Source organism: Intestinimonas sp. MSJ-38, assembly GCF_018917925.1.
Lineage (GTDB): Bacteria > Bacillota > Clostridia > Oscillospirales > Butyricicoccaceae > Pseudobutyricicoccus.
Window position 1 is genome coordinate 13386 of the sequence record NZ_JAHLPO010000019.1, and the last position, 26649, is coordinate 40034.

Consider the following 26649-nt stretch of genomic DNA (forward strand, 5'->3'; position numbering starts at 1 on the left):
CAAGGAAAAATGTATTTTTTTTAGTTGCAGATAAAAGAAAAAAGAGGGAGCCGCCCCGAAGGGCGGCCCCTCTTTCAGATATCTCGTAATCCGAAATCTTATTCCCAATAACTAGCTATTAGTTATTGTTGGTGGGAGCAGTGCGGTTCACTGTGGAGAAGTTGACAGCCAAAATGTTACCACCATTATCCATCCAATAAGTGATAACCTCATACGTCTTGGCAGTCGATGCTACAGGAGCATAGGTAGTGGCGTCACCTTCCTGCACAGTATAACTGCCAAAAGTAAAGTATTCCATGGGGTTCTTCTTATAAGCATTTTCTCCATCTACACTCAAGTCAAAAGCTTCCTCAGTGGAGGCTTTACCATCGATATAGCGCATCGCCTGGGTAGCATTCTTTGCAATATCCGGTGTATCAAACTGAATACCCACAAACAAATAATTCGTTTCCCCGATTTTGTGGGTCAGCGCCTTAATGTCATTTTCATACCCAGGAACACAGAATCCAGCCAGCTTAGCTGCATCTACTGTATAGCTAATTGCATTGATTCCTCCGGAGAATGTGACGCCAGCTTTTCCGTAAGCAGCTTTATAATTGTAGTTATTGTCGCTAATCGGTGCTGCCGGGCCATTCTCACGGGCTTTCGGAGTCACATCTGTTTTAGCAATAAACAGATTGTTGACAGAAACATTGTAAGTTGTTCCGTCCACCTCAAATGTATTACTCATGGTGGAAAATTCACCTGTTTCGGCAGTATAGGTCAAATCAAACTCAGCTGTTTTCTTTTCGTCTCCGTTGACAGTGAGTTTGATCGTTTCGTTGGTAAAGATCTTCTTGCGGCCATAGGTCAGTTTATCTACAGGCACAGTCCCGCTGAGAACAACGGACATGCCATCCCCACTAACCTCAGCTTTCACACCTTCACCAAAATTAGTTTTCACCGACTGCAGTTTCAGGTCTTCGACATTCACCCAAGTGCCCTTGCAAATATATGTTCCAACAGGCAAGTTATTGTAGCTTCCGCCTTCGCTAATAACCAGCTTAGATGTATGGCTGGTGCCTTCGATGGTGCCAGTAACAGTGCCGTTCACAACCACAGTAGCATCTGGATCAACAGTCAGTTTGTGGGTTTCATTGCCAGTCAAAGTGCTGTCTTTGGCAACGGTCAGAGTCTTACTTGGGGGAACAGAAATCGCTTCGCTCAGTGCAACTCCGCCTGCCAATGTTACATTGCTGATATTGTAATTCTTCTCACCCTTAGTCAATACAGACTTGAGGTCTTCAAAATTACCAATCGGAGCAACAGTGACATTGCTCAGATCCATCTTGTACAATGTGGCATCGCCTACATTGACGCCTTCTTTATTGACCCACTGCAGCTTAACCCAGGTCTTGGGGCTGTCCGCTGTAGCAGAAGAGTAAACGGCAATACCTTTTTTACCTTCCCCACCACCAGTTGCAGTACCGTCAATATTAAGCATCAAGTCAGTACCATCTGCATCATTGGCCAGTGCACCTTCTGCGCCCTCCTGTGTATCAGCAAAACCAACCTTAAACTTGGCAGCGTCTTTCGGAGCAACTACAGAGAAACCAACCCAGTAGCCGTCCATGTTATTAGCATTGGTGTGATATTTCACATTGCTAGCAGTGATAGCCACATTGACATAATCCTGACCAACAGTCCGTGTGGCGTTCACAGAATAATTAGTAGCAATATTGGTTACTGCTCCATCTTTGTCTACCAGATTGGCAACACCTACGCCGCTCACAGGCAGAATGGGAGTACCTTCATCCCCGCCGCCGGTGGAACCGCCGCCGCCAGGAGTGGTGCTGTCGCTCTTGCTGGCGCCAGTGGAGCCGGAAGCAATCACCTTGTCATTGCCAGTGGTCACATTGCCGGTGCCGTTGTTCACAACTTTGGTGCCGTCGGTGGTGATATCTGCACCGCTGGAGCCCTTGGCCGCTTCAAAGTTTGCAACAGAACCCTTACCAGACACAGTGGTCTTGGCAGCAGAGGTAGTGATCTTCTCGATCTTGGCGCCTTCTTCGGCCTTGACAGTGGTATCAGAACCAGCCACACTCATAGTGTTGACAGTGCCATTGACGGTGACAACAGCTTTGGAAGCAGCTGTGTTCATTGTATTCACAGTGGTACCGCTCTGGACGGAAACCGCTGCGCCGGAAGCGCTTCCCTGCACATTCATGGTCTCCACAGTGGACTTCTCGCTCACAACGACCTTGGCACTTGTGCCAGCCACATTCATGGTGGCCACATCAGCGCCGGTCAGGGTAACAGTGCCCTGAGAAGCGTTGGCATTGACTTCATTGAAGTCACCGGTGAGCACCACATTGTCGCTGAGCGCATTCACATTTACAGTCTTCTGCGTGTTGTTTTTCACACGCACAGCACCGGTGGGCTTATTTACCCCAATGCTGTCCGCTGTGGTATTGCCTTCCAGTGTGACAGTGCTTGTACCGCCGCCGCGAACCAGCAGACGACCGGAAACGGTCACATCCTTCAGCACGACATCGCCTTCGGCCGCGCCGTCGCCGATGATCAGGTCACCGGAAATGGTGGCGCCTTCCAGAGTGCCGGCCTTGTTCAGGACCGCATTGCCGTTGGCATTCACATTCAACCGGCTGTCGGCAAAATAGGTCTTGACCAGGTTGTCCATCACCTGAGCAAACTCAGCACGAGTGATGCTGCTCAGGGGATTCAGCATATTATCGGAGCCCTTCACATAGCCGGCAGCCACCATGGAAGCCATGGAGTCCTTGGCCCAATCGGCCACCTGGGCCCCATCGGTGTAGCTGCTCAGCACGCTCTGATCGCCGCCGCTCAGGGTGAACAGACGGGCCAGAACGGTGAAAGCTTCCTGACGAGTGATATTTGCATTGGGGTTGAGGTTCACGCCATCGCCCTGGAATGCCCCCATCAGCACGGAAGAAGCCATGGCATCATAGAACCAATCGCCAGCATTCACATCCCCGAAAGAGGAAATATTGGCCTTGCCATTGGTGCCGAAAGCACGGGTCACAATGGCAGCCATCTGCGCCCGGGTCAGATTCTCGCCCGCGGCGATTTTCCCGTCGATGCCGTTGAGCAGTCCATTGTTGACGGCGTTCTGCAGCGCCTGAGTGGACCAGTCGCTGGGCATATCAGGGAAGGTACTGGTGTTATCTGCGGCAAAAGCCGGTTTTGGCAGCATCGACGCCAGCATGGTGGCACTGAGGGCCAAAGACAACACTTGCTTTTTCATAGGTGTTTCCCCCTATTGTGATGTATTTGACATCCCGGGACACACGACCCAAGATACCTAAAAGCCATTATATCTTCTCTTTTTTCAAAAAGGGATTTTATGTACCAATCTGTTCTAAAACTTTTTTCTTTTTCCCATTTTTAATCTTTTCCCCCTCAATTCTCCCACAGCTGTATGGATATATTGGATGAATTGACAAAATCGGAACATTTTTATACCGGCGTGTATCAATTTGCAGCGATGCCTTTTTCAAATCAAAAAGAGGAGCCATTTCCCATGGGCAAGCGGCTTTATTATATATAATGTATACCCACCACACCACACAGTTTTCCCCTTCGTTCTTTCCCTGCTTCTTGCCACAGGCCGCCCCGTCTGCTACAATACTATTGGATCATTTTACAAAAAGGGAGGGTTTTTTATGGCGGCAAAAAATCGGGATAAACTGCGGCAAATGGCTGAAAAAAATGATATCCTTTTTCGGGACAGAGCCTGCCCCCAGTGCGGCAGCCGTCTGGCTGTCTGCTTAAAACCCCAGGGAACCGATGCGTTCCCCTATCTCAACTTAGGCGATCCTCAGGCTGAAACGGCCTATTATTGTCCGATCTGCCGGACTTATCACAGCACCGATGGTCCCTTTTCTCCTTATGTCCAGCCCCCTTCCACTCCCTTTCCCGGAGATGGGAAACGCTATCACTTCACCCGGGCCTTTGTTCGGGATCGGATCAGTCGTGTGCTCTTCATCCAGGGAATCGGTGCTCTCTGTGTTCTTCCTCTGCTGATCCATATGCTGCGGGCCACTTTGCAGGATTTTTCCCTGTTCAACTGGGCGGGAACTCTTTTTTGCGCCATGGCCCTTTTTGTGTTGCTTTATTTCTTTTCTTATTATTTCCGCCTGCTGGGCGTGTGCCGCCGCTCCTTTTTTGAATTGGGAGAAAAAGGCGTTATTTTCTGCGACGGTATCGCTTCCCACTACATGCCTTGGGAGGATTTCCGCCTGGCCGAAGCCATCCCTGGCCAGGATGGCACAGAAGAAAGCTATATCTTTGATACGGCCACCCGCAGCTTTGTGCTGAATCAGAACCTGGAAAACCACAAAGAAGCTGCTTTGCGCATCGCCCGCCGCCTGCGGGATACCGATGTTCCCATGAATCCCCGTTTGCTCCATTTGGTTTATTGACCCATCTGCTTCCCATACATGAAGCAGGAACAAAAAGCCGTCATAAAAAGGGAGGTGCGTGCCATGTCACAACTGGTTTTTCTCATTTGCCGCACCTATCTTATCACCCTTATGACAAATGGTAGAGATTTCCAATTTCTATACCACACCGGTAACATTCAATGACCAGGGTTTGCCGGTATCCTCAAAGGAGGGACACGGCTTCGGTGTGCAATCCATCGCGGCCTTCTGCAAAAAACATGGTGCTGTCTGCCAGTTTGAAGCCGCTGAAGGCCGCTTTTGTTTGAAGCTGGTGCTGTAAACCAGTCCATCTGTTCTGCTTTTCCACACTATACAATATAAAGGAGCGATCCAACATGAACAAAAAAGAGTTCGTCTGCCAGGCCATCGAGGAAAAACAGCAGTTTTTCAACGCTGTCAGCGATGAAGTCTGGGGCTATGCCGAAGCGGGCATGAAAGAATACCAATCGGCGGAATGTCTAGAAAAGGCCGCCCGTGAGTTGGGCTTTTCGGTGGAAACCGGTCTTTCCGGCATTCCCACTGCCTTCGTGGCTTCCTGGGGCAGCGGCAAACCGGTGATCGCCTATCTGGGCGAATACGACGCTCTCCCCGGCCTGAGCCAGAAGGCCGCCTGCCCGGTGAAAGACGAGCTCTCCCCCGGGGCCTATGGCCACGGCTGCGGCCACAACTGCCTGGGCACCGCTGCTCTGGCCGCCGCCTGGGCCGCCAAAGAGTTCATGGAGAAAAATCACCTTTCGGGCACAGTCCGCTATTACGGCTGCCCCGGTGAGGAATACGGCAGCGCCAAGGCCTTCATGGCCCGGGATGGCCTGTTTGACGATGTGGACGCCTGCTTCACCTGGCATCCCGGCACCACCAACAATGTGTGGCTGTGCAGCAGCCTGGCCAACATCAGCGTCTTTTTCCGCTTCAAGGGCCGCACTTCCCACGCCGCCTCCACCCCCTTCCTGGGCCGTTCCGCTCTGGACGCCTGCGAGCTGATGAGCATGGGCGTCAACTATCTGCGGGAGCATATCATCCCCGAAGCCCGGGTTCACTACGCCTATGTGGATGTGGGCGGCATCGCTCCCAATGTGGTGCAGGATCACGCCGCCGTCCATTACTTCATCCGCGCTCCCCGGGTGCACCAGATGATGGAGATCTATGAGCGGGTATGCGATGTGGCCCGGGGCGCCGCTCTGATGACCGGCACCCAGCTGGAGATCCAGATCCACGAAGGCCTGAGCGACTACATCCCCAACCCCTCTCTCACCAAGCTGATGTACCAGGCTCTCACCGAAGTAGGCGCTCCTCAGTTTGACGAAGAGGACCGGAAGCTGGCGTCTGCCATCCGGGAGACTTTCTCCCCCGACCAGCTGAAGAGCTACGCCGAGAAATATGCCGGTGTGCCTGAAATGCAGCAGCTGATCCAGCAGAACGCCGGTCTGTGCGATGTGGTACTGCCCTTCATCCCGGAAAGCTCCCCCATGGGCGGCTCCACCGATGTGGGCGACGCCAGCTACTGCGCTCCCACGGCCCAGATCAATATGTGTACCGAGGCCATGGGCACCCCCGGCCATACCTGGCAGGTGACAGCCCAGTCCTGCTCCTCCATCGCCCACAAGGGCACCATCAAGGCTGCCCAGGTGATGGCACTCTCCGGCCTCTATGCTCTGGAAGATCCGGAGCTTCTGAAGAAGGCCAAGGAAGAACTGCTGCAGCAAAACGGCGGCGGTTATCGCTGCCCCATGCCCCCAGAGATCATGCCCACTCTGTAAATCCAACAATTTTTATAGCAAAACACCCCTGCTGCCATGGCAGTAGGGGTGAGCGTGTCGAAAAAGTGGCCTAAGCCACTTTTTCGAGTTTTTGCAAGGGGCTGCATGCACGCCTTTGGCGCACACTTGCCCCTTGAGAAGTGCAAAAAGCCACGCACAGGTCGCGGCTTTTTGCGGATTGATAGGGTAGGGCGGACGACCCTTTTCGTTATATAGGTTTTTCGACAGTCTGGAATCCCCGGCGCAAGACTGCTCCGGCCTTGTGATTTATTTTCTCAGAAACTCCAGCAATTCTTCTTTTCTCTCGTGAAAATCCTTCAATCCCAGATCGTACAGGGCCTGCTCGGCCTTTTCATCCATGGAGTAGGTGCCCACCGAGCTGGGCTGACTGGGAGCAAACACAAAAGCCTTGCCCTCCTTTTCCCGGGCGAAAACCTCTTTGAAGTTTTCATTGTACACCCGATGGCGCCGGCGGATGGCGTTGACGATGTTGGGATATTTGCGGCAGGCCGTCCGATACAGAAGGCGCATATTCTGAGGCTTTTTCACATAATCCCGGCTCTTGGACAAAATGACCACCAACCGGCTGCATCCCTCTTCCAAGGCGTGCCGGACGGGAATGGCATCGGTGAGGCCGCCGTCAAAATAGGGCACGCCCCCCAGTTTCACCGGATGGCAGGCCACCGGAATGGCGCTGGAGGCCATAATGAGACGATAATCATCCTGCTTCACCATCTCTTTGCCAAAATATTCCGGCTGCCCCGTTTTCGCATTGGTAACCACCACCTGGTATTCTGCGGGATTTTCCAGCAGGGCCGGGTAGTTCAGAGGGTCTTCTCCTGCGGCACAGCTCAATTTCCCATAGATGTACTGCATTCCAAACAGCTCGCCGGTCTTTACCACGCTTTTGATTCCGAAATACTCAGGGGAATGGATGTGATCGGTGAAAAAGCGAAGATTTCTTCCCTTCTGTCCTGCCAGATAGGAGGCCAGATTGCCTGAACCGGCCGAAACACCGATGCAATAGGGAAAAGAGATCCCCTCATCCAGGAAAGCATCCAGAATCCCTGCGCTGTATGCGCATTTCATGCCTCCCCCTTCCACCACAAGCCCGATTTTTTCTTCTTTCATATGTACTCCTTTTTTCTTTTCACAAATCAATTGGTTCCTCCCTCTATTGTATTCCCATAACGCAGAATAAACAAGGCCGGGCCTTCTTCGGCAGCCACACAGCCCAGTCCCTCCTGCGCCAGCTCATCGGCATCCAACCACAGTACCGGGGTGACCCACTCAAATCCGGTGTCCACTCCCGGCAACAGCACGGTGCTGTATACGGCCACCGGCAATTCCCGACGCCCCAGGTTTTCCTGGCACCAATCTCCCAGGCCCTGGTCCTTGCTGGTATCCACCTTCAATGTCTGGCCTTCAAAAGACAGCAGTCCGGCAAAGGGTGTTTCTCCCCCTTGGCTCCACATCCCCTCCAGCACTTGCGTCTGCTCCGCAGTCAAGCTGTCGTTTTGTGCCACAGAAGCCAGCACACCCTCTTCCTCGGGCAGCAGTTCTCCCAACTCTTCGCCGGTGAAAGACAGTTCTTTCTCCCATGTCTTATGTTCCGCCCCGCAGGTCTCTTCCAGCATCAGGATCAGTTCTTCCCCAAAGGGCGGGCAATTCTCCCCGGTCAAAATCCACTGGAACGACACCTCACCCGCTTCCAGATGGCTGCTTTCCCAGCGGCCGTATTCCTGCTGAGGCTCCTGGACCGAAACCAGACGAAGCACACTGCTCTCCACCGTTCCGCCCCGCTGATAGGACAGCGTGATCTGCGGGCCTCTGGATGTGCTTTCCACCGTCAGTTCCGGCGGCGTCATCCACTGAAACTCCGGCGTGCCCACACAAAGCTGGTAAGTCACCTCTTCTTCGTCGTTCCAGCGGATGGTGATGGGGATCTGCTCTTCCAATGCACTGATGGGCACGAACACTCTGAGCCCTTGCTCCAGCTCACTGTTTTTCACCGTCCACTGACGGGTCAGTCCCTGATTTTCCTGCTTGTAGGTCACATCATCCCCGGAATCCTCCTGGGAAAAGCCCATGGCCAGCAATGTTTTGCTGTTCCAGCTCACCGTGGTGGTGCCGTCTTCTTTCAGTTCTCCGCCCGGCTGAATATTCAGTCCCACCATGCCAAAAGGCGTATGGGGATCTCTGTCTTCAAAAGTTTCCCGGGTCTCCTGGGAAGGATATCCCCACACCAGCTTTTCTTCCTTTTCCATTTCCAGCTTCAGCTTCCGTGTGTCCCCATCTTCTTCTGCGGTCACACCGGAAATGGGCGAACTGGTATGGGCACTCTCCAACGAAATTTGATCCATGGGCCACTTTTCCGTCTCATCGGGCGGTATCACCGGCCCGCCTCCCGAAGAGCCAGAATCCCCGTCATCCAGCTTCTCTGGTTCTTCCGGCTTTTCTTCCGGCCAGCCAGAGGGACCTTGCCCTTCTCCCGGTGTCACCAGACTGCCTCCTCCCAGCAGAACCCCGCCGACCCAGACATCGTCACTTCCCGGCAAAGCAATCACCTGAGTGCCTGGTGTCTCCACATACAGTACTTTTCCATAAGCCCGCACCTGCTCCACTTGTCCTGTGCCCATAATGGCTCCCTGATCGCCCCAGCTTTCCATGTACCGCACAAAACTCCCAGGAGATGCCATCACCACATTGTGATCGGCCAGCAGGCGCACATTCTCCACCCATGCGCTGCTGAGAAGCAGCCGCACGCTGTCGCTCTCCAGGTCCACCTGGGTGAAGAAACCGGATAAAGTCGCCATGGGCGTCAACACTTTCAGCTTTGTGACGCATCCCATCTCTGCCTTCAAGTGGACGCTGCCGGCGACCGCGGACAAAACAACCTGATCGGCCCAGGAGGCGCTCTTCATGGTCACCTGTCCACTGCCCCGCACCACCAGCCGTCCATATACCACCACATCCTCAAGACACACCCGTCCACAGGCTCCTTCGGTGAGGATCAGATCCCCCATCACCACAAGCTGAGAGTAATTTCCCTTTTGAGTGATCAATGTGGTTCCTTCCATTTGCCATCCCTGGCTCCCGGCGGTCAAGCGCTGCGGCGCCAGACGGGCTCCCATCTGAACAAATTCCCCTCTTGTGATCGGCTCATGTTCCGCCTTTTCCCCCTCCGGAAGCCAATCCAGACAGAACAACCTCTTGAAAATCAAAGCCGCTTCTTCATGGGTCAATGTTTCCTGAGGACGCAGATAACCTCCATAGCCTTGCATCACGCCCATGGCCACCACCCGCGCCATATCCTGGCGATACCAACTATCCCTGGGCACATCCACATAGTCCTGCATCCTGGCTTCTTCTGTGGCCCCAAAGGCCCGCACCACTACGGCCGCAGCCTCTGCTCTGGTGATAGGGCGATCCTCTCCGCCACTTTCCAGCAGGGTGAACACCGTTTCTTTCGGCTCCCCAGGCTCTGCCGTTTGCGCCTTTGGCTGACCATGGACTGGAAAAGGCCATGGCAGGATACAAAAAATCAATGCGCAAGCCCATAATCTTTTGCCCCATCGTTTCATCTCGATCCCTCTTTCTTTTTCTCTTTCTCTTTACCTATCCGCATTTTTGCATCGCTTTGCCGTTCCATCTGCAAAGGATAGCTTTATCATATCATATATTACCTGTTATATATCACTCTTTCAATTCTATTTTCCAAAAAAAAAATGCCCCAAACCGAAATTTATAAATCATTTTTCTTGGAAGTGCTGAAATTGCTTGCTTTTCAAGGCATCTGGATGTTTCTCTGCTCTCAATTTCCCTTGTTTTTTCCCTTGCCGGGAAAGAACAAGGGAAATTCTTATTGCACCTTGTCCAGCAGTTTCGCGGCGTCTCGCTTGGCTTCCTTACTGGCGTGTGCGTAAATATTCATTGTGGTCGTCACATCCGAATGACCAAGAAGCTCCTGCATGTCCTTCGGCGCTGCGCCGTAGGACAGCAGATTGCTGGTGAAGGTGTGACGAAGCTGGTGGAACTGAAAGCTCTCCATACCGTCCACTCTTTTCTTCGCTGTCCGGCACATATTGGAAACCGTTGCCGGAGACTCATACCTGCCGTCCGGCCATTCACCGCCAAGGCTCAGCAGGTCCAGATAACTTTGCAGATGATCCGGTGTGATCTTCTTCAGCTTACGGTCGGCGATGGGGTGCTTCTTGATGCGTCTGGCTGTATCGATGTAGGCGGCCACCGTGCCGTTGCTCAGAGAACCGGGAAACTCCCTCTGGACGCTGTTGCCGCTGGCATCCTCTACATAGAACCGATAGTACCACTTCTTCCCCTTTTTCTTACAGAACCTTTTGCCATAGTGCTTCTCCTCTCATAACAGCTCCGCACTGTCCTGTCCTTCATCTGACCGCACGGATCTGTTCCCGCACCAGAAGATCTACACCCTGGTTGGCTTCCATGGACTTATGAATGACATCTATGCGGATGATGTATCTGCGCCCGATCCGCAGTACGGGAATCTTCTCCCATTCCACGAGCTTCCGCATGGTGTTTCTGCCAATGCCTGTATAGTCGGCGGCTTCTTCAATCGTTAAGCCGATTTTATCTGTCATGGGGATACCTCCCAAAATAGTAAAAATTATAGGTTGTTATTATCACACTATAAATAGTAGCAAACCGGACGGCGGCTGGCGGCCGCCCACGGGAATCTCACCCCGGCCCATGCTGATGGGTGCGCCGCGCAATGCTTTGAGGGCGTTCAACGCGGGAGTATCGTTAGCTGAACGGAGGTCATGGCCGCCGTGCTGCCACGCACGGTTGCAGACCGGCTGAATCGCTCGCCCAAACCCTTCTTTCCGTGCGGATCATGGCGCGCCGTCTGCCGGCTCGTCCGGTTCGGAATGTTATCCGTTTGCCTATGCAGCGCAAAGCGCATTGTCAAGGTGCATATATCCTCCCTGAGTCAATCATACACGATTTATAGCGATTTATGTCATGGAATCGTTCTGCAATGCTCTACACATATCCGCCGGTTATTGCCCGAAAATGTCGATTTCTGCAACTTTTATGAAAGAAACAAGCCGACAGAAAAACCGCAGGGCAGCTCCGGGAAGGAGCCGCCCTGCGGTTTCCATTTTATATACACTTTGCTGACGGCTCTCTACCGCCCGGTTTCTTATCTGCTGAGATACAGCCGATACAGGAATGTTGCGATCTGGCCGCGGGTGCAGGTGGAGTTGGGGTCGAAACGACCATTGCCAACACCGGCAGTAATGCCGTTCTCCACGGCCCAAGCCACGGCGTCCGCGTAATAGCTGTCGTCCATGATGTCGCTGAAGCGGCGGGTCGTCGCCTTCTGGGCGGGGGAACCGGCCGCACGCCACAGCATGGTGACCATCTGGGCGCGGCTGATGGTGCCGTTGGGGTTCGTGCCGTCGGAAATGCCCTTCTCCTTGGCCCAATTCTGAGCGTTCTCGAACCAAGTCGCGCCGCCATTCAGATCCGCGTTGTTCTGGCGGGCGAGGATCGTCCACAGCTGGGCGCGGGTGGTGGAGGCGTCGGGGGCGTAGATCGTGGCGCTCATGCCGTTGACCAGGCCCCGGGCGCTGACGAAGTCGATGGCGTCCTTGGCCCAGTGGTCTTGCGTGTCGATGAAATCCTTAGAATTATCAACGATTTTGACCGTCGCGCCGCCGTTGACCGTCAGCTGGATGCCGTCCGCCGTGGGAACGGAGTTTTTGACGATCTCCTCCGTGCCGTCCGCGTGGACGAGGACTGCCACCGTGCCGGGTTTCACATTGGAAACGGGGATCTCGACCTTGGTGTCGCCGGAGTTTCTGGGCAGTTCCACCTTGACGGTGGGGGCGGTGTTGGAATTGCGGGTGGCCTCCACCTCAACAGGAGCCGTGACCGGCTCGCCGTTTTTCTTTGCGTCCTCAACGGCTTTGCCGCTCAGGGTGGTTTCCGCCGTGGTCTGGCCGTTTTTGTCGGTCTTGACGGTACCGGTGGAACCGGCGGCGTCCTTGGATTCGGTGACGGAGCTGCCGTTGGGGTTGGTGGTGGTCTTGGAGACGCTGCCATCCTTGCCGGTGGTGGTCTCCACCACCGTGCCGTCAGACTTGGTCTCGGTCTTGGTGACGGAGCCGTCCGGGTTCGTGACGGTGTCGGTCTTGACGGTGCTGCCGGAGGAGAAACCGCCGCCGGAGGAGGACACCACATAAGGCGTGATGCTGCCGGTCAGCTTGTTGTAGTTGGCAGCATCCGTCGGGGTGTAGGTCCAGCCGTAAGCGGTGTTGGCGGTAACTTCCGTAGTACCGGCCTTATCCCAAGTAATCGTGCCGCCCGCGGGAGTGATGGTGCCGATGGCCAACGCTGCATCGCTCAGTTTCTTGCCGCCGGTAGTGATCTTGGTGTAAGCGGGTTCGCCGGTGGGAGTCGCCTTGTTGATGGTTACCTTGATGTTTTTCTCCACTTCCACATAGTTTGCGCTGTCAGTGGGCTTGAACACCACGGTCTTGTTGCCGCTGTCCACCACATTGGTGACTGCCATACCGGATTTCCACTCCCAAGTACCGGCCACATTAGCCGTACCGGTGATCTTGCTGTCAGGAATGGCGTTGCCGTCATAGGTGACGGTGATGTCCTTCGCGGTGACAGTGGGAATATCCTTGTCGGTCAGGGTGATGACTACATTGACGGTGGAATCCGCATAGTTGTCAGAGCCGATGGTCACGGGCAGGGTGACGGTATCGTTGGTCGCACCGCCGGACAGCTTGTAGGTCACCTTACCGGTGGTGTCCACGCTCCAACTGTCAATCGTCACAGTGCCGGTCTTGCTTTCAGAACCCTTAGCGTAGGTCAGCTTGCCTGCGTCATCAGGCATACCGGCACGGCCAATGTCCTTGCTCTGCTCGGTGGTCACAGATTGTTTCTGGCTGACGGTGATATCCAGAAGTTTGCAAGCGTCAGCCTTGCCGATGGAGTAGGTCCGCGCTTTGTCAGCAGGCAGCTTGTAGTTGTCTGCCTGTGCGCCAGTCAGGCCGGCGGCGGTGGCGGTATGGAGGCCGCCCACAGCGGTCTGATCGCCTCCGGTGACGGTAACATCGACCTCATCACTGCCGACCTTGTTGCTTACCGTGGCAGTTACAGTCTTGCCGTCATTCCATTTGCGATCTGTAATATTTCCCCAATTGAGGGTCACTTCCTTGGCATCCAGCGACCAGGTTTTTCTGGCGGTTCCGGTGTAGTTGCCCTGACCCTCGATAACCAGTGTGTTCTCGCCCACATTGGTCGCCTTGTTGCCGCTGACAACGGCGTAATCATGGTCTCCGGCCATTAGAGAATAGGAACCATCCATAACAGAGGAGATGGCCACATCCTGCTCGCTGCCGTTATAGGTCGCCTGTTGGCCGAGGTTGATGGTCACGCCGGAAATGTTTTTCGGCTTGATGATGAAATCCGCCGTGCCTGTGTAGATATTGTCATTGGTTTCATACTGCACCTTCACGGTGTATTCGCCCGCGTTGGTGGGGACGGTTGCGTTGAAAACGCCGCTGCCCTTTACGGCATAGGTAACCGTTGCCGTCACGCCCTCCGGCGCGGAGAATTCCGGCCCGTTTGCGCTCTCGCCGTAGGTCCAGCCGGTCATGCCGACGGCAAGATTCTCCGACTTCTTGGCAACCATCTGGATGGGCACCGACAGCGTGATACGGTCATAGTTAGAACTCTTGACCCAGACAACGATCGTAGCGATCGTGCTCGGAAGCGGTGCTGTGGTGGTTTTCTTGACAGGAACAGTCAATTTGCCGTCGGAAGTGATGCTCAGCTCGCCCGCCTTGAAGTAGCTGGGTAAATCGCCATTCGTTTTGGTATAGGTCACGCCCGTGCCGAGTTTCAGATCCGTCAGATAGCTGTTCAGGTCGATCTCGTAGGTATAGACGCGGTTGGCATAGACCGGATACTCCTTGGCGTTGACCACCTTCTCCGTCTGCATCGGCTTCACGGTCAGTCCCGTGCCCTCAATGCCAGCGGTAGTGTTCGTGCCCGCTTTGAAAATCGCCTCGATGTAGTAGTCTCCCGCGTCGGTGGGCGGGGCGCTTAATTCCTTGCCCTTTGTGTAGGAACTGTCCTCGTTCTTCGTAGCCTGATACCACTTGAACCCGGTGATATCCGAAAACTTGCCGAACATCATGGGGAGGGTGGTCGGATTCTTGACCTGTTCACCATTATAGGCGGGCAGCGCCATGGTATAAGGTGACCAGGAAGCGATCTTCGGTGCGACCTTGGTGATCTCATACCCCACGCTGGCGGTCACGCCGCCCAGGGTGATGCTGGCGGTGTAGGTGCCGGCGTTGGTGGGGAGCGCGCCGTTTTCCAGCGTCTGCTGCGTCGGTGCAGTTTGTATGTAGGTAATCGCAGGAGTCGAAATACCAGTGGTGAACTGACCATCAAGCTTGGCGGGATGTCCTTTGCCGGTATAGGTCAAAGTGCTTTCATCGGGGGCCTTGATGGTCACGCTGCCGCCGTTTCCGCCGGCCAGATAGCAGCCCTCTGCCGTACAATTCGCCGTGATGGCCGCACCCTCGGCGCTGTATGTCCAGCTATGCTGATGCCGGGTCACGGTGAACGGCTCACTGTAGCACTTATAGCCGTCGCTCGTTGCAATCCGGACTTTATACGAAAAGGTCTGGCCTGCGGGCAATCCGGTAATGGAGAGCGTCTTGCTGTCGGCACCGGTATATTTCTCAGTCAAGTCTTGCGTAATAGAAGGATTCGTAAGCCAACGCCACTCATCATTGATGGATCTGCACCAGATATAGCTCAGGCTTGCACTCTCATCGGATGTGACCGACACTGTCAGCGTCACAGAGGTGCTGTCCTTTGCGTCGAAGGTACTGCCGGAGTAGCCCGTCTCGCTGTTCGGATAGACCTTTGTGCTTTTGATGGGCGCTGGCGTGACAGTTACATCTTTTACGCTGGCAGCGCCATCCTCCCATGTGCCGGCGCTTGTTTTATAGCCATATCCATCCGCCAGATATTCATTCGCCGGAACATAAGATTTACCCCATTCAATCTTGTTATATGTGCCGCCGCTCAGGCTGGCGCTGCTGCCATCGTTTTTTACGGCCAGCCCCATGTATAAGCCGCCGCCCAGCTCCAGCCTGCCGCCGTTCTCGGCCGTGATGTACTTGATCTCGACCGTGGAATTTTTCACCACAGCGCTGCTGCCACTGGCCGTCACACCCCCGATCGTACCTTCGCCGGTGACCGTCAGCTGGATGCCTTTTACAGTGATTATCAAACCAAAGGCTTTTTTGCCATTCACGTCCAGCGTTACCGGCCCACGGGTCAATTCATAGGACGGAGCAGTTGTCGGAACATCCTGATACAGCTTGAGCGTCTTTTCACCGGTTCCCTCATTGGCCGCCTTGATGGCCGCGTCAAGGGTCAAATACCAGCTTGTTTCATTGCCGACGGTCAGCGACGCCGCCATCTGCTTGCCGCAGACACTGCAAATGCCGGTTTGCTCATCCACAGTGTGGGCATGGGTCTTCACAGTCACATTGTTAAGCTCTGAAACTGTGCTGCCCGATATGGCGTTACCGCTCTGATCGTAGTAAGCCGCACCATCCGCCAGCAGGCTGCTGAGCACGCCGGAATCGGCTGTGCTCAGCTTAGCAAAGCTGCCTCCGGCAAGCCAAGCTGTGCCGCTGCTATATAAGTAAAGATCGGCAAAGGAGCCGCCGGAGACCGTCCCCTTCGCACCGTTGTCATATTTCACTTTATCAATCCCGGTTCCGGTAAAGCGGCCGCCGTTCACATTCATTGTTCCGTCGCCCTCGACGACAACCGCAGCTTTAAAGCTGCCGCCTTCCACAGTCAGCGTACCTTTAGTCACCTTAACATCTTCACCAAACGCAGCTGAGTTCTTCACCACTGCCGTACCGCCGTCCTCGACCTTCAGGTGTTGATACGCACCGCCGCTGAAGACCGCCTCTGCGCCGGAGGAAGCAGTCACGCCGCCCAGGTAGGTGCCGTCCACGAAAGACGCCTTGCCGTTGACGGTGATATAATAGAATTGACCGGTTTTGAAGGTCACATCTGCATCGGAGGCGATGGTCGTAGAATAGATGAGATGCTTTCCGCCGTCCACGGTAAGCTTTCCGGTCAGGGTGACATTAGCAATGCCGATACCGCCGGAGTTATTGTGTACATCACAGAGCGGCATCAGGGTCGCATCAGTGTACCCTTCGGCGCTCCAGCCGTTCAAGGTCTGGATGGCCTCTACATAGCCGTCCCCGTTTTCGATACCGCTGTCCGCCGGGAACCAGGCCGTTTTTGTTTTGTCATCGGAAGCAGTGGCTGTTATCTTAACGACCAGCGCCTTGCCGCATTTGGAGCACACAGGCTTTTCTACCGTATCATCGGCGCACTGATGGACGCACTCCTGGAACTGCACCTTGTACGCTGTATAGCCGGTCAGTTCGGAGATTTTCTCCGTCTTGGGAACGATGCTCCATGTACCGTCCTCTTCGCCGTACAGCTCGCACTTTGCATGGTTGGTTTTCAGCAGGCCGCCGACGGTAAGATCCTGGTTAGCCTTCTTGTCCAGCGTAATTGTTTTGACGGTGCAGCAGCGGGCGTTGCCCTTCCACAGCTTCACGCTATAACCGGTTCCATTACCCTTTCCCAGGAGCAGTTCCTGAATCGTACCGGTGTAAGCTTCCAGCGCGCCGCCGGCCTGCAGCTCCACGCGCGAAATCTCGCCGGTGTAGGAGTTGTCGACCGCCAGCGTTCCGTTGGAGCTAACCGAAAACTTGACATTGAGCGCCTGCGTTCCGCCGCCCTCGCTGGAATCCTTGACCGTCAGTTTTTCGTTGACATTGAAGAACTTATCCCCGCTGGTGATCGTCTTTCCATTCAGATCCAGTATAGTATTGGAGGCAGAGCAATTTCCTGTGAGCGTCACATCCCGCAGCAGTGTTATCGTGCTGCCATTCCACGCCTTCAGAAACGTCTCCGCAAGTGTCTGATAATAGGCGCTCTCGCCCACGCGCGCGTCGAATTGCGTTTTGCACTTTTCGCAGGTATAGCCGGTGCTATCCATCACATGCGCACAGCGCGCAAGATAGACCTTGCCGTCACTGCCCAGACTGGTCACGCAGTCGGCGGCGTCCGCCTTGAAATTCTTGGCGCTGAGCGTCACGCCGCTTGCCGGTTCCGCGATGGTCACTTTTGAGCCGTAACCGGGCTTTTCACGCACGCCCACATGGATGACCGAATCCTCACTCAATGCGCCTGATACACGAATGGGCAGCTTCCAATCATAATTGGCGTAATAGCCGGCCTCCACCGAGCCGGAAACAGTGAGCTTAGGAGTTGTTTTTTCCTCTCCGTCGTAGTAAACGTCATATCGATTGTTGCCGGTAACGGTGGCATCGGTGAGATTGATAGTGCCTTTTCCATAGATGCCGCCGCCCTCGAAGTTGCTGTTGTTTCCGGTGATCGTCACATTCTTGACGGTCACCCCGCTCTGCGAATAAATGCCGCCGCCGTGGCCATGACTTATATCCCCCGTGGCGGGCGCCTTGTTATTGGTAATTTCTCCGCCGGAAATGGTGACGTTTGCAAGCATGTGGATATAAATGCCGCCGCCGTTGCCTGCGGTCGCCGTGTTGCCGGTGATGGTGCCGCCGTCCATGGTGAAGCTGCAATTCTCACCCACATATACGCCGCCGCCACCGCCGTCAGACGCACCCGCGGTGTTATCGGAAATGGTGCCGCCGTGCATGGTGAAGTTTGGCGGGTCGGTATGATTCGTCGTGCCGACAAGGAACACACCGCCGGTGTCTGTGTTGCCAGAGATCGTGCCGCCGTACATAGTGAAGGACGAGCCGGTCGCAGGTCTGCTATGCAGACCGACCTGGACGCCGCCGGTAATCGTGCCGCTGTACAGTTCAAATTTGCCGCCGTTGACGAGCACTTCGCCTTGAACCTTGCCTGAATTATCGCTGCTGCAGTCGGTCAGCGTCAGCGTCGCGCCGCTGCCGACGGTGATTTTGCCGTTGATCGTCTGCCCGTTCAGGCAGAGGTTGACCTCGCCCGTTGGCACAGTCCAGTCTGCCGTTACAGACTGCGTCAGATAATAGCTGCCCGCAGAATTGGGCAGGGCATCGGTTGCCTCCCATGCTGTGTTGGTGCTATGGGTATGACCGTTGACCATTGTACTGCTGTCCTTACCGCAGACACAGTGGGCGGTATGCGTTCCGACTTCGCCGCCGCCCGGTGCCGCGCCTGCTTCCTCCGCCAGCGCCGCCGTGGGCAGCATGGAGAAGCACAGCGTCAGCGCCATAAACAGGCTCAAAACTCGCTTTTTCATAGGATCCTCCTTCGGAATATGTGTATACCTCTATATGAAACCCACTCTGTGCGGGCATTGTTTTATTGGTCCTTGGAAATGAGCCACAGCTTTTTCGCGGCTGTCCTGGCCTCGCTGCGGCGGTTCACACCCAGCTTACTGAGCACGCTGCTCACATGGCTCTTGACCGTGGAGACCCGGATGTTCAGGATCTCCCCGATCTCCGCGTTGCTCTTGTCCGCGCAGATCAGCCGCCCGTCCAGCAGCGTATCGGCCAGCACTGTCTTTCCGAAGCCGCAGGGTACGCTGAAAAAGAGCACCCTGCCGCGTTTCCAAAGGGTCTCAAACGCCTGTGCGGTAGACGGCTTGACGATGATGGCACTTTTGTCGGTCACGGACTTCCCTCCCTGCGGCAGAGAGGAATTGTCCCACGGGGAACCCCGTGGGACAGCGAGGGTACCCTCGCTGTCATAAGCCTCTGCCCTATAAATTTCTTTTCGTTTTATTGTAGCAAAGCCCTTGAAAAATGTAAATCCGTCCAAAGTATGAGACGCGATGCGCTATGTTCCTGTCGATGCACTATGCGCAGATGCTAAGAATGGCGCTGCATAGTAAGCGCCTGTGCAGATTGGCATTCTACCCGGTGAAAAAATCGCACAGCATCAGACCAAAATGCCTGCTCTGTGCGATTCGGTGTTTACTTATAGCGCCTTGTTCTTTTGCCGCGTCACAGGTGAATCACAGTTGAGGGTGATGGTGGCCCGTCCCGCTCTCCCGCGCGGCGGCGAGGAGGCGGTCGTACTCCTCCTTCGTCAGCTCCTTGGCACTGTCCCGGAAGATCTGCCGCTGGATGCTCAAAAATTTGAACTTGATCGGCAGACCGGCAAACCGGCAGAAGCCGTTGACCGCCGCCAGCATGGAGTTGATGGTGCGGGGCGCGTAGTCCCGGTTCAGCAGGCAGGCTTTCCAAGCGGTAGCGGACTCCTTGGTGACGGCGCGGCCGTCCAGCCAGCGAGCAAAGGCCGTCAGGTCACAGCGGTATTTCGAGATCGTCCCCGCCGAGCGTTCGTCCGCCAAAAGGGACAGGCAGTAGGCGTCGATGTAGACATGGGTGTATTTCCCCGCCTTGCGGTTTTGAATGATGCGGTTATAGATAGGGGATTAAACACCCTGCTTCTTTTTTGCTCCAAAAGATAAAAAGGCGGCGGCAAAGGACATGGTGATCCTTTGCCGCCGTTCTTATTGCGGGGGCAGTATACGGTTACTTGCTCTGATAGCTACGATAGAGGAAAGTAACGATCTGAGCGCGGGTGCAGTTGTTGTCAGAGCCGAACAGACCGCCGCCGATGCCGCCGGTGATACCGTTCTTCTCCGCCCACTTGACTGCCGCCGCATAGTAGGCGTTGGCTGCCACATCGCCGAAGGCTGCATTGCCGCTGACAGCAGGCGCACCGGATGCGCGATAGAGGAAGGTCACAGCCTGTGCGCGGGTGCAGGCAGCATTGGGGCTGAACTTACCGTCGCCAGTGCCGCCGGTGATGCCGTTTTCGACAGCCCATGCGACTGCCTTGGCATAATAGCTATCCGCAGGAACATCGGAGAAACCGCTCATGGTCTTGGATCCCGGGCTGCCGGCGGCGCGCCACAGGAAGGTGACGATCTGCGCGCGGGTGCAGGGCGCATTGGGAGCGAACAGGTCGTTGCCGACGCCGCCCGTGATCTTCTTGGCGACTGCCCAATTGACTGCTTCGGCATAATAGGCGGTGTCAGGCACATCGGTGAAGGTCATCGGCTCATGGCTTTCCTTGTCGATCACGATGGCGTAATCGGATGCATGGTCAAATACCCAGCTTGCCTTGCCGCCGCTGATCAAACCAGCACTTTGGAATTCCAGCTCGCCGCTCTTGAGATTGTAGAAGTAAAGGTTGGCGTACAAACCGTCGTGCTTCTTGTCGAGGTCAACGGAGAGCTTCAACGACATACCGAAGGGGCCGTTGTGGTCAAGCTGAAGCTGAATTGTCGTCGTCTCGCCGGTCAGGGCGTTGATGACCTTGGCGGGAATGGTCTTTGTGCCGGTCTTAACGCCGAGGTTAAGGCTCACGCCGCCCTTCGGAACATCCAGACCGTTGAAGGACCAGACCATGCCGCCGCCCATATCCAGCTCAACGGTGACATCCTTGCCTGCGATTTCCTTGGTAGTGCTGGCAGGAATCTTGGTTTCGCCTTTCATGTCAATGGTGACGGTGGAGCCTTCCTTGGCATTCTTCAGCTCCCTGGCTATCCTGTCGGAAACAGACGGGGTTGCCGCACTGCCGCCACCGCCGCCGGAGGACACCGCATAAGGCGTAAGGGAGCCGGTCAGAGCTTTGTAGTTGGCCGTATCAGCCGGGGTGTAGGTCCAGCCGTAAGCGGTGTTCGCCGCAACGACTGTGTTAGCAGCCATATCCCACGCAAGCGTACCGCCTGCGGGAGCGATGGTGCCGATGGCCAGCGGCGCGTCTGCCAGCGTCTTGCCGCTGGTGGTGATCTTGGTGCAGGTGGGCGCACCGGTGGGCGTTGCCTTGCTGACGGTCAGCGTGGCGGACTTGATGCCGATGTGGGCGTCATCCTCATACTTGGCCGTCACGGTGTAGGTGCCTGCGGTCTTGGGGAGGCCCGCGCTGTCCAGACTGGCGCCGGTACCGGAGTTGGCAGCATAGGTGTAATTCCATGTGCCGCCGCTGACGCCGCTGATGGTGGCCTTCTCGTATTTCTGTCCCGCGCCGTTGTAGGTCAGGGCGCCGTTGGGGAAGGTGATCTGGGCACTGACATCGGTCTTATCCACGAGCTTGAAGGTCAGCGTGCCGGTGATGTCCGTATAGTTTTTGCTGCTGATGGTGACGGTCCAGCTCTCATCCGATGCAGCCGTGATGTTCGTCTTGCTGTCGTAGGTGAAATTGCCGGAAAGATCCGCGCCCGCGATACTCATCATGTTGCTGGTGTTAGAATTCGGAACCGCATTTGTGATCTTCGCCTCGGCAGGAGCGGTGGTGAAGAAATCGGCTGCCGTCAGCCTACCTGTCTGTACACCGGCATAGTTCTTCAGAATATTCACCGTCTTGGTGGGAGCGGAGCCGCCGTAGGTTACCTTGGTGATCTCAAAGGTAACCACTTCCGTGTCCAGCACCAGGTTGTAGTTGGCGGCCTTAAAGGTACCGCTGTCCTTGAGTTCCAAGCTTCCCTTTGTGATGTCGTACTGACCCACATCCTCGCCCGCTTCTCTGCTCAACGCACCATCGAAAGCTGCAGTCTCGCCAGTGACTGTACCGGTAGAAGTGTAGGCCAACACAGGATCGGGGGTGGTGCCATAGCTTTTGCTCTGACCGCTGTTGGGCTTAACCGTCAGGTCGCGCACCGTGATGTTCGCTGCTGCCGTGGTCTGATTACCGCTGGTGGCCAGCGTATAGTTGCCAGCACTGGTACCGTTCAGCGTCAGGGTACCGAGTGTGACCGTTCTGCTGCCCGCATCGGCTCTGTCGAAGGTGGAGCCAGTGGCAACACTGACCGTCAGATCATCGCCGTCCACCTTGCCGGTAATGGTCGCGCCGGAGGCGTTGACCGTGGCGCTGGTGTTGCCGTCATATTCTTTGTTATTGGCGGTGATGCCGGAAATGGTCACTTCCTTCCGCGCGACGGTGATGGTCGCGCTGGCGGAGCCCATGCGGGTATCGCTTTCATAGGTGACCGTCAAGGTCGCGCCGTTGACATCCGCCTTCTTCACCTTAATAGTAGGCGTCGCGGTAGCCGCGCCGGAGACAATCTCCAGAATGGTGTCGTCAGAGCTGACCCAGCTCCAAGTTCCGCTATCGGGAGCGGTCTTGGTAGCAGTCAGGGTGAAGTCCGCTTCGCCATAGGTCTTGCTGGTTGGCGGGGTGGTGATGCTTACACCTGCATCCTCTTTGTCCTTGGCGGTTACGGTAACAACAATGCTGTAATCATTATAATTTGTTGCACCGGTAACCGGGATGGTGATGGTGGCCTCGGTGCCGTCCGTCTGATCGGTGGTGCTGTAAGTCAGGGTAGTACCGCTGACGCTTTGTGCGCTGATCAGTGCCGGTGTGGTACCGGCCACGGTGGGGGAACCGTAGTTTGCACCGTCAGGCAGGGGAGGCAGGGTCAGGATCTTGTTGTTGGTGACTTTACCGCTGCGCACCGTTTCGGCGAAAGTCATGGTGCCGGGGTAGTCGATTTTATTGATAACCAAAGTGCCAACAGTCAGGCCGGCTGCGGCCTTGTAGTTCGTCCCCTCCTTCACGCTGATTTTAACAGTGTATTTGCCCGCGTTCGTGGGTTTTTCCACCGGCTTGTCGTCCTGATAGTATTTGACCGTGACAGCACCCATGCCGCTCTTGGAGGAAGTGACCGTGGCGGTCTTGGCGTTTCCGTCGTAGGTCAGGCCAGCGGGCGCGGCAAAGGTGAAGTCGCTTGCCGTCGGGGTGGCCTTTGCAATGGTATACACCACGCTGGCAGTCTTGGCATTTCCACCCTCGCCCAGGGTGATGCTGGCGGTGTAGGTGCCGGCGTCGGTGGGGGCGGCCTCAAGGGGAGTGCCGCCCTTTGTGTAGGTGATGGTGGGTGCGGTCACACCGGGAATGGAGCCTGTCACCGTGGCGGCTGCTTCATTACCGTCGCCGTAGGTTGTGTGTGCAGGCTTGTTGATGGTCACGCTGCCGCCGTTGGCGGAGCAGATACTGCATTTAGCGGTAATGACCGCGCCGCTGGCGGTATACGTCGTCCAACTGTGGGAGCAGGGTGCCAGCGTCACGGTGCCGTTATCGTCCACGCTGATTTTGCCGTCTGCCCCATCGACCTTGAAGACACCGTTCGGGACGGTCACGCTACTGACTTGCCAGCTTTTTTTCGCAATGGTCACGGTGGAGTTCTTGCCGGGCTTGTTCTCCGTGGTCACGCGGATATCGGCAGTCTGGTCCAGATCGCCGCCAATGGTAACGCCTCCGCTATAGTTGGGCAAATAGAGGTTGTTGTCCTCCTCGCCCTTTTTGTTGCCGGTGATCTGCGCACTGCCCTTGACATTTACATAGCTCTTGGCATCACGTTTATCTTCTGCAGCTGCATAGACGCCGCCGCCATCTCCCACAGAGGTATTGCCGGTGATGCTGCCGCCGTCCATGATAAGGTTGCAGCTATTGCTGGGGTCTAAGTAGTTGGTTCCGAAGTCGCTATATACATCCAGATATACACCGCCGCCGCGTCCGCCGGCGTGGTTGCCGGAGATCTCGGCATTTCCGGATAGCTCAACAGAACTCTTGTCATCGCGGTATGCTTTGGTGCATACGCCGCCGCCGTCCCCACCGGCACGGTTTCCGGTCACCTTTCCACCGGACAGAAAGATCGAGCCGGTATGCATATAGATGCCGCCGCCGTTTCCGGTGGCACTGTTGTTGGAAACCTCGCCGCCGTCCATGTAAAAGTTGTGCTCGACATACACACCGCCGCCCTGGTCGCCGTGGTTGTCGGTGATCTTGCCGCCATGGAGATAAAACGAACCGCTGCTGCTGCGTTTCTCCCTATTTATGGCGCCGGCCTGCACGCCACGGCTGTTTTTGAAGATCTCGCCGCCGTACATATGAATCTCGCCGTTATTCACCGCCGCACCGGTGCCGCTGCCGGTGATCTTGCCGCCGTAGATGGCCACGTTTGCGCGTGCGGAATAGAGCCCGATAGAAATACCGGCGCCACTGCCGCCCCGGATCACACCGTTAAAGATGTTGGCCTTGCTGTAAACATCGATGGCCTGATTCTTCGCTGCGATGACAGACCCCAGCTCTGCTGCGCAGTCCGTCAGGTTCAGCTCGCCGGTGGATACCTCAACGGGACAGCCGCCGTCCTCTGCAGAGATCGTGTACCCGTTCAGACACAGCGTCCCCGTCAGCACGGTCATCTTATCGACCACCACGTTCTGCGTCAGGTAGTAATTGCCCGTGGTGGGAAGCGAATTGCCGCTGGTCCAGGGCTGGAATGTCACGTCCGCGTGGGTCGTGTGATCCCCGATATTCCCGGCGCCGTCCGCCGGATGGCCGCAGATGCAGTGGGTGTGCTCGCCGAGCGTCCGCATGACAAGGTCTTCGCCGTTCGCGAAAATGGCGTAGGCCGCCGCATTGTCCGCAAAGAAGCGGGTCGTGTAGGCCGCGCCGCCGCTGGTCAGACGGATCGAGCCGCCCGCCGTCAGCTCACTTTGCTTTTCCGCCGTGATGCCGATATTGGCCATGCTGTCCAGCGTCCCGACGGAGACGGTTTTTCCATCCGGCAGAATCAGGTTTCCGTTGGCGTTTCCGGAAATCTTCACCTTACCGGAGACTGTTATGCCGCCGCTGCCTTCAATGCCCTTATCGCATCCGGTGACGGTGCCGCCGTTCATGGTCAGCGTGCCGTTGTTTGCCACGCCGGTGCCGCTGGCGGCGGTGATGGTGCCGCTGTTCATGGTGAATGTACCCTTATTGTCAACACCGATACCACCAGCGGCGGTAACGGTGCCGTCGGTGACGGTCAGCGTACCGTTATTTTCGATCCCGCCGGAAAGGGCGCAGCCCTCCAGGGCAAAGCTGCCGCCCCCGTTTACGGTCACGTTTCCGATAACGGAGCCGCTGCCGCAGTCGGTCAGGGTGAAGCTGCCCGTCACGGTCATGTCTCCGGTAACGCTGTGCCCGTTCACGCAGAGGGTCACATTATTGCCCAGCGTCTGCCCGGAGGCGAGCGTCACATCACCGGTCAGGTAGTAGCTGCCAGAAGTGTCCGGCAGGGAATCGGTCTTCTGCCACGCGGTCAGCTCCTTTTCCCCGTGCAGGTGGGGAACCAGGCTGTAATAGCTGGTGTCATAATAGACCCGGCCATGGGAGGCATCCGTCACGGGGAGCTCATCCACGGCAGCGCCGTCCTTATTCCCGGGGAGGTTCTGCCGCCAGGCGCTGTCCAGCTCCGTCTTTTTACCGTTGAGCTTGTAGGCCACCTCGCCGGAGGCGAACGCCCTTTTGTCCGTGACCGGCGTACCGGCCACGGCGGCCACGGCGGACTCACTGTCATACTGCCAATAGTAGCAGTTTTCCACGGTGCCGCTGTTGGTGCGGACAATAGCTGTGGCGGAGGAAAGATCCGTTCTGGTACCGCTAGCCGTACTCTGGAGCTTGCCGGAGACATAGCAGTCCTGAATACGACCATGGTTGATAAAGGCAATGCCGCCCACCAGATTTTCGCGGCTCTTTCTCAGCGTCAGGGTTCCCACACGGCAGTCCTTGACAAGGCCTGTGCTCTCATTCTGATAGACGATGCCGCCGATGTTCTTTTCTCCGGTCCAGTCCAGTGCCTGGCAGCGCTGGATGGTGCCGTTGTTGGAGTACGCGATGGAGCCGGTCTCAGTGGATACGCTCACGCCCCAGTTATTGATCTGGATGGTCAGATCCTGCACGGTACCGCCGCTGGCGATGCTGTTGAAAAGAGACTGATACCGGTTGCCTAAACCAAGCGTGATCATGTGGCCGTTTCCGTCAAATGTGCCGGTGTAGTTTTTTATTGCTTCCCATGCAACATTCGTGCTGCTGGTATATGAAACATCTTTCACCAGCACGGCGTTCAGGCTGCTTTCGCCCTTGTTCACCCGCTCGCGGAACGCTTTCAAATCATCTCTGGTCGAGATTTTAACGACCTCCCCGGTCGCCGCCGCGCCGGTTCCGGTCTGCACGGCGGTATCTTCGCCGATGGTGCAGCCATCACCGACCTCGGTACTGTCCTGTGTTTCCTGCGCTGCGGAACTTGCCTCCTCCGCCAGTGCCGCTGTGGGCAGCAGCGTCAGGCACAGCGCCAGCACAAGAAACAGGCTTGTGATGCGTTTTCTCATGTGTGTATCCTCCTTTGCATAGTGGTCAGGTTTTGTTTATGCCCGTCTGACCACAGCGGGCAAAAGTCGCAAGGTTTTCAGAAGGGTATCATCCCGTGGGTACCCACGGGATGAGGGGCGCGCCCCTCATCATAAGTCATTCGCCAAGCTATTTTATATTCATTTCACAGCCGCCGT

General features: G+C 56.0%; 12 protein-coding genes and 1 pseudogene. 3 read left to right on the forward strand and 10 right to left on the reverse strand.

Features of this window, described 5'->3' with window-relative positions; genetic code table 11:
* Window positions 1–118: 118 nt before the first annotated feature.
* Together KQI26_RS11350 and KQI26_RS11355 are read right to left on the reverse strand one after the other, a co-directional pair.
* Entirely contained in the window at window positions 119–3160 is a 3042-nt protein-coding gene (locus KQI26_RS11350) for an S-layer homology domain-containing protein (protein ID WP_216504501.1), read from the reverse strand.
* A gap of 199 nt (window positions 3161–3359) precedes the next feature.
* On the reverse strand, window positions 3360–3584 hold the full coding sequence (locus KQI26_RS11355) for a hypothetical protein (protein WP_216504502.1): 225 nt from the start codon (window positions 3582–3584) through the stop codon (window positions 3360–3362).
* Window positions 3585–3680: 96 nt separating this feature from the next.
* Between KQI26_RS11355 and KQI26_RS11360 the strand changes: the two genes are divergently transcribed.
* From KQI26_RS11360 to KQI26_RS11370, 3 genes are all read left to right on the forward strand, one after another.
* Complete coding sequence (locus tag KQI26_RS11360; protein ID WP_216504503.1) at window positions 3681–4439, forward strand: hypothetical protein; 759 nt, start codon at window positions 3681–3683, stop codon at window positions 4437–4439.
* A 118-nt stretch (window positions 4440–4557) separates the two neighbouring features.
* On the forward strand, window positions 4558–4740 hold the full coding sequence (locus tag KQI26_RS11365; RefSeq protein ID WP_216504504.1) for a GHKL domain-containing protein: 183 nt from the start codon (window positions 4558–4560) through the stop codon (window positions 4738–4740).
* Between the two features lie 55 nt (window positions 4741–4795).
* Window positions 4796–6217 (forward strand): M20 family metallopeptidase, encoded by a 1422-nt coding sequence (locus KQI26_RS11370; RefSeq protein ID WP_216504505.1) that lies wholly within the window; start codon window positions 4796–4798, stop codon window positions 6215–6217.
* Window positions 6218–6484: 267 nt separating this feature from the next.
* Here the strand turns inward: KQI26_RS11370 and KQI26_RS11375 are convergent, their stop codons facing one another.
* From KQI26_RS11375 to KQI26_RS11410, 8 genes and pseudogenes are all read right to left on the reverse strand, one after another.
* Window positions 6485–7348: a patatin family protein gene (locus KQI26_RS11375; protein ID WP_216504506.1), complete on the reverse strand. Its 864-nt coding sequence runs from the start codon at window positions 7346–7348 to the stop codon at window positions 6485–6487.
* A 26-nt stretch (window positions 7349–7374) separates the two neighbouring features.
* Window positions 7375–9678, reverse strand: a complete 2304-nt coding sequence (locus tag KQI26_RS11380; protein ID WP_216504507.1) for an S-layer homology domain-containing protein — start codon at window positions 9676–9678, stop codon at window positions 7375–7377.
* A 401-nt stretch (window positions 9679–10079) separates the two neighbouring features.
* Window positions 10080–10582 (reverse strand): annotated as a pseudogene (locus tag KQI26_RS11385) (tyrosine-type recombinase/integrase).
* A gap of 41 nt (window positions 10583–10623) precedes the next feature.
* The gene (locus tag KQI26_RS11390) at window positions 10624–10836 is read right to left on the reverse strand and encodes a helix-turn-helix domain-containing protein (RefSeq protein ID WP_216504508.1); all 213 of its coding nucleotides are present in this window, start codon (window positions 10834–10836) and stop codon (window positions 10624–10626) included.
* A 563-nt stretch (window positions 10837–11399) separates the two neighbouring features.
* Window positions 11400–18602: an S-layer homology domain-containing protein gene (locus KQI26_RS11395; protein ID WP_216504509.1), complete on the reverse strand. Its 7203-nt coding sequence runs from the start codon at window positions 18600–18602 to the stop codon at window positions 11400–11402.
* 62 nt (window positions 18603–18664) lie between these two features.
* On the reverse strand, window positions 18665–18976 hold the full coding sequence (locus KQI26_RS11400) for a helix-turn-helix transcriptional regulator (protein ID WP_371744139.1): 312 nt from the start codon (window positions 18974–18976) through the stop codon (window positions 18665–18667).
* A gap of 343 nt (window positions 18977–19319) precedes the next feature.
* Window positions 19320–19736, reverse strand: a complete 417-nt coding sequence (locus KQI26_RS11405) for a site-specific integrase (protein ID WP_371744141.1) — start codon at window positions 19734–19736, stop codon at window positions 19320–19322.
* Window positions 19737–19842: 106 nt separating this feature from the next.
* Window positions 19843–26472: an S-layer homology domain-containing protein gene (locus KQI26_RS11410; RefSeq protein WP_216504511.1), complete on the reverse strand. Its 6630-nt coding sequence runs from the start codon at window positions 26470–26472 to the stop codon at window positions 19843–19845.
* Window positions 26473–26649 lie beyond the last annotated feature (177 nt).

Excerpts from the sequence above, each read along its gene's own strand:
- KQI26_RS11365 (WP_216504504.1), top strand. The coding sequence starts at position 4,558 with ATGGTAGAGATTTCCAATTTCTATACCACACCGGTAACATTCAATGAC.
- KQI26_RS11375 (WP_216504506.1), bottom strand. The coding sequence starts at position 7,348 with ATGAAAGAAGAAAAAATCGGGCTTGTGGTGGAAGGGGGAGGCATGAAA.
- KQI26_RS11370 (WP_216504505.1), top strand. The coding sequence starts at position 4,796 with ATGAACAAAAAAGAGTTCGTCTGCCAGGCCATCGAGGAAAAACAGCAG.
- KQI26_RS11350 (WP_216504501.1), bottom strand. The coding sequence starts at position 3,160 with ATGCCCAGCGACTGGTCCACTCAGGCGCTGCAGAACGCCGTCAACAAT.
- KQI26_RS11395 (WP_216504509.1), bottom strand. The coding sequence starts at position 18,602 with ATGAAAAAGCGAGTTTTGAGCCTGTTTATGGCGCTGACGCTGTGCTTC.
- KQI26_RS11410 (WP_216504511.1), bottom strand. The coding sequence starts at position 26,472 with ATGAGAAAACGCATCACAAGCCTGTTTCTTGTGCTGGCGCTGTGCCTG.
- KQI26_RS11390 (WP_216504508.1), bottom strand. The coding sequence starts at position 10,836 with ATGACAGATAAAATCGGCTTAACGATTGAAGAAGCCGCCGACTATACA.
- KQI26_RS11360 (WP_216504503.1), top strand. The coding sequence starts at position 3,681 with ATGGCGGCAAAAAATCGGGATAAACTGCGGCAAATGGCTGAAAAAAAT.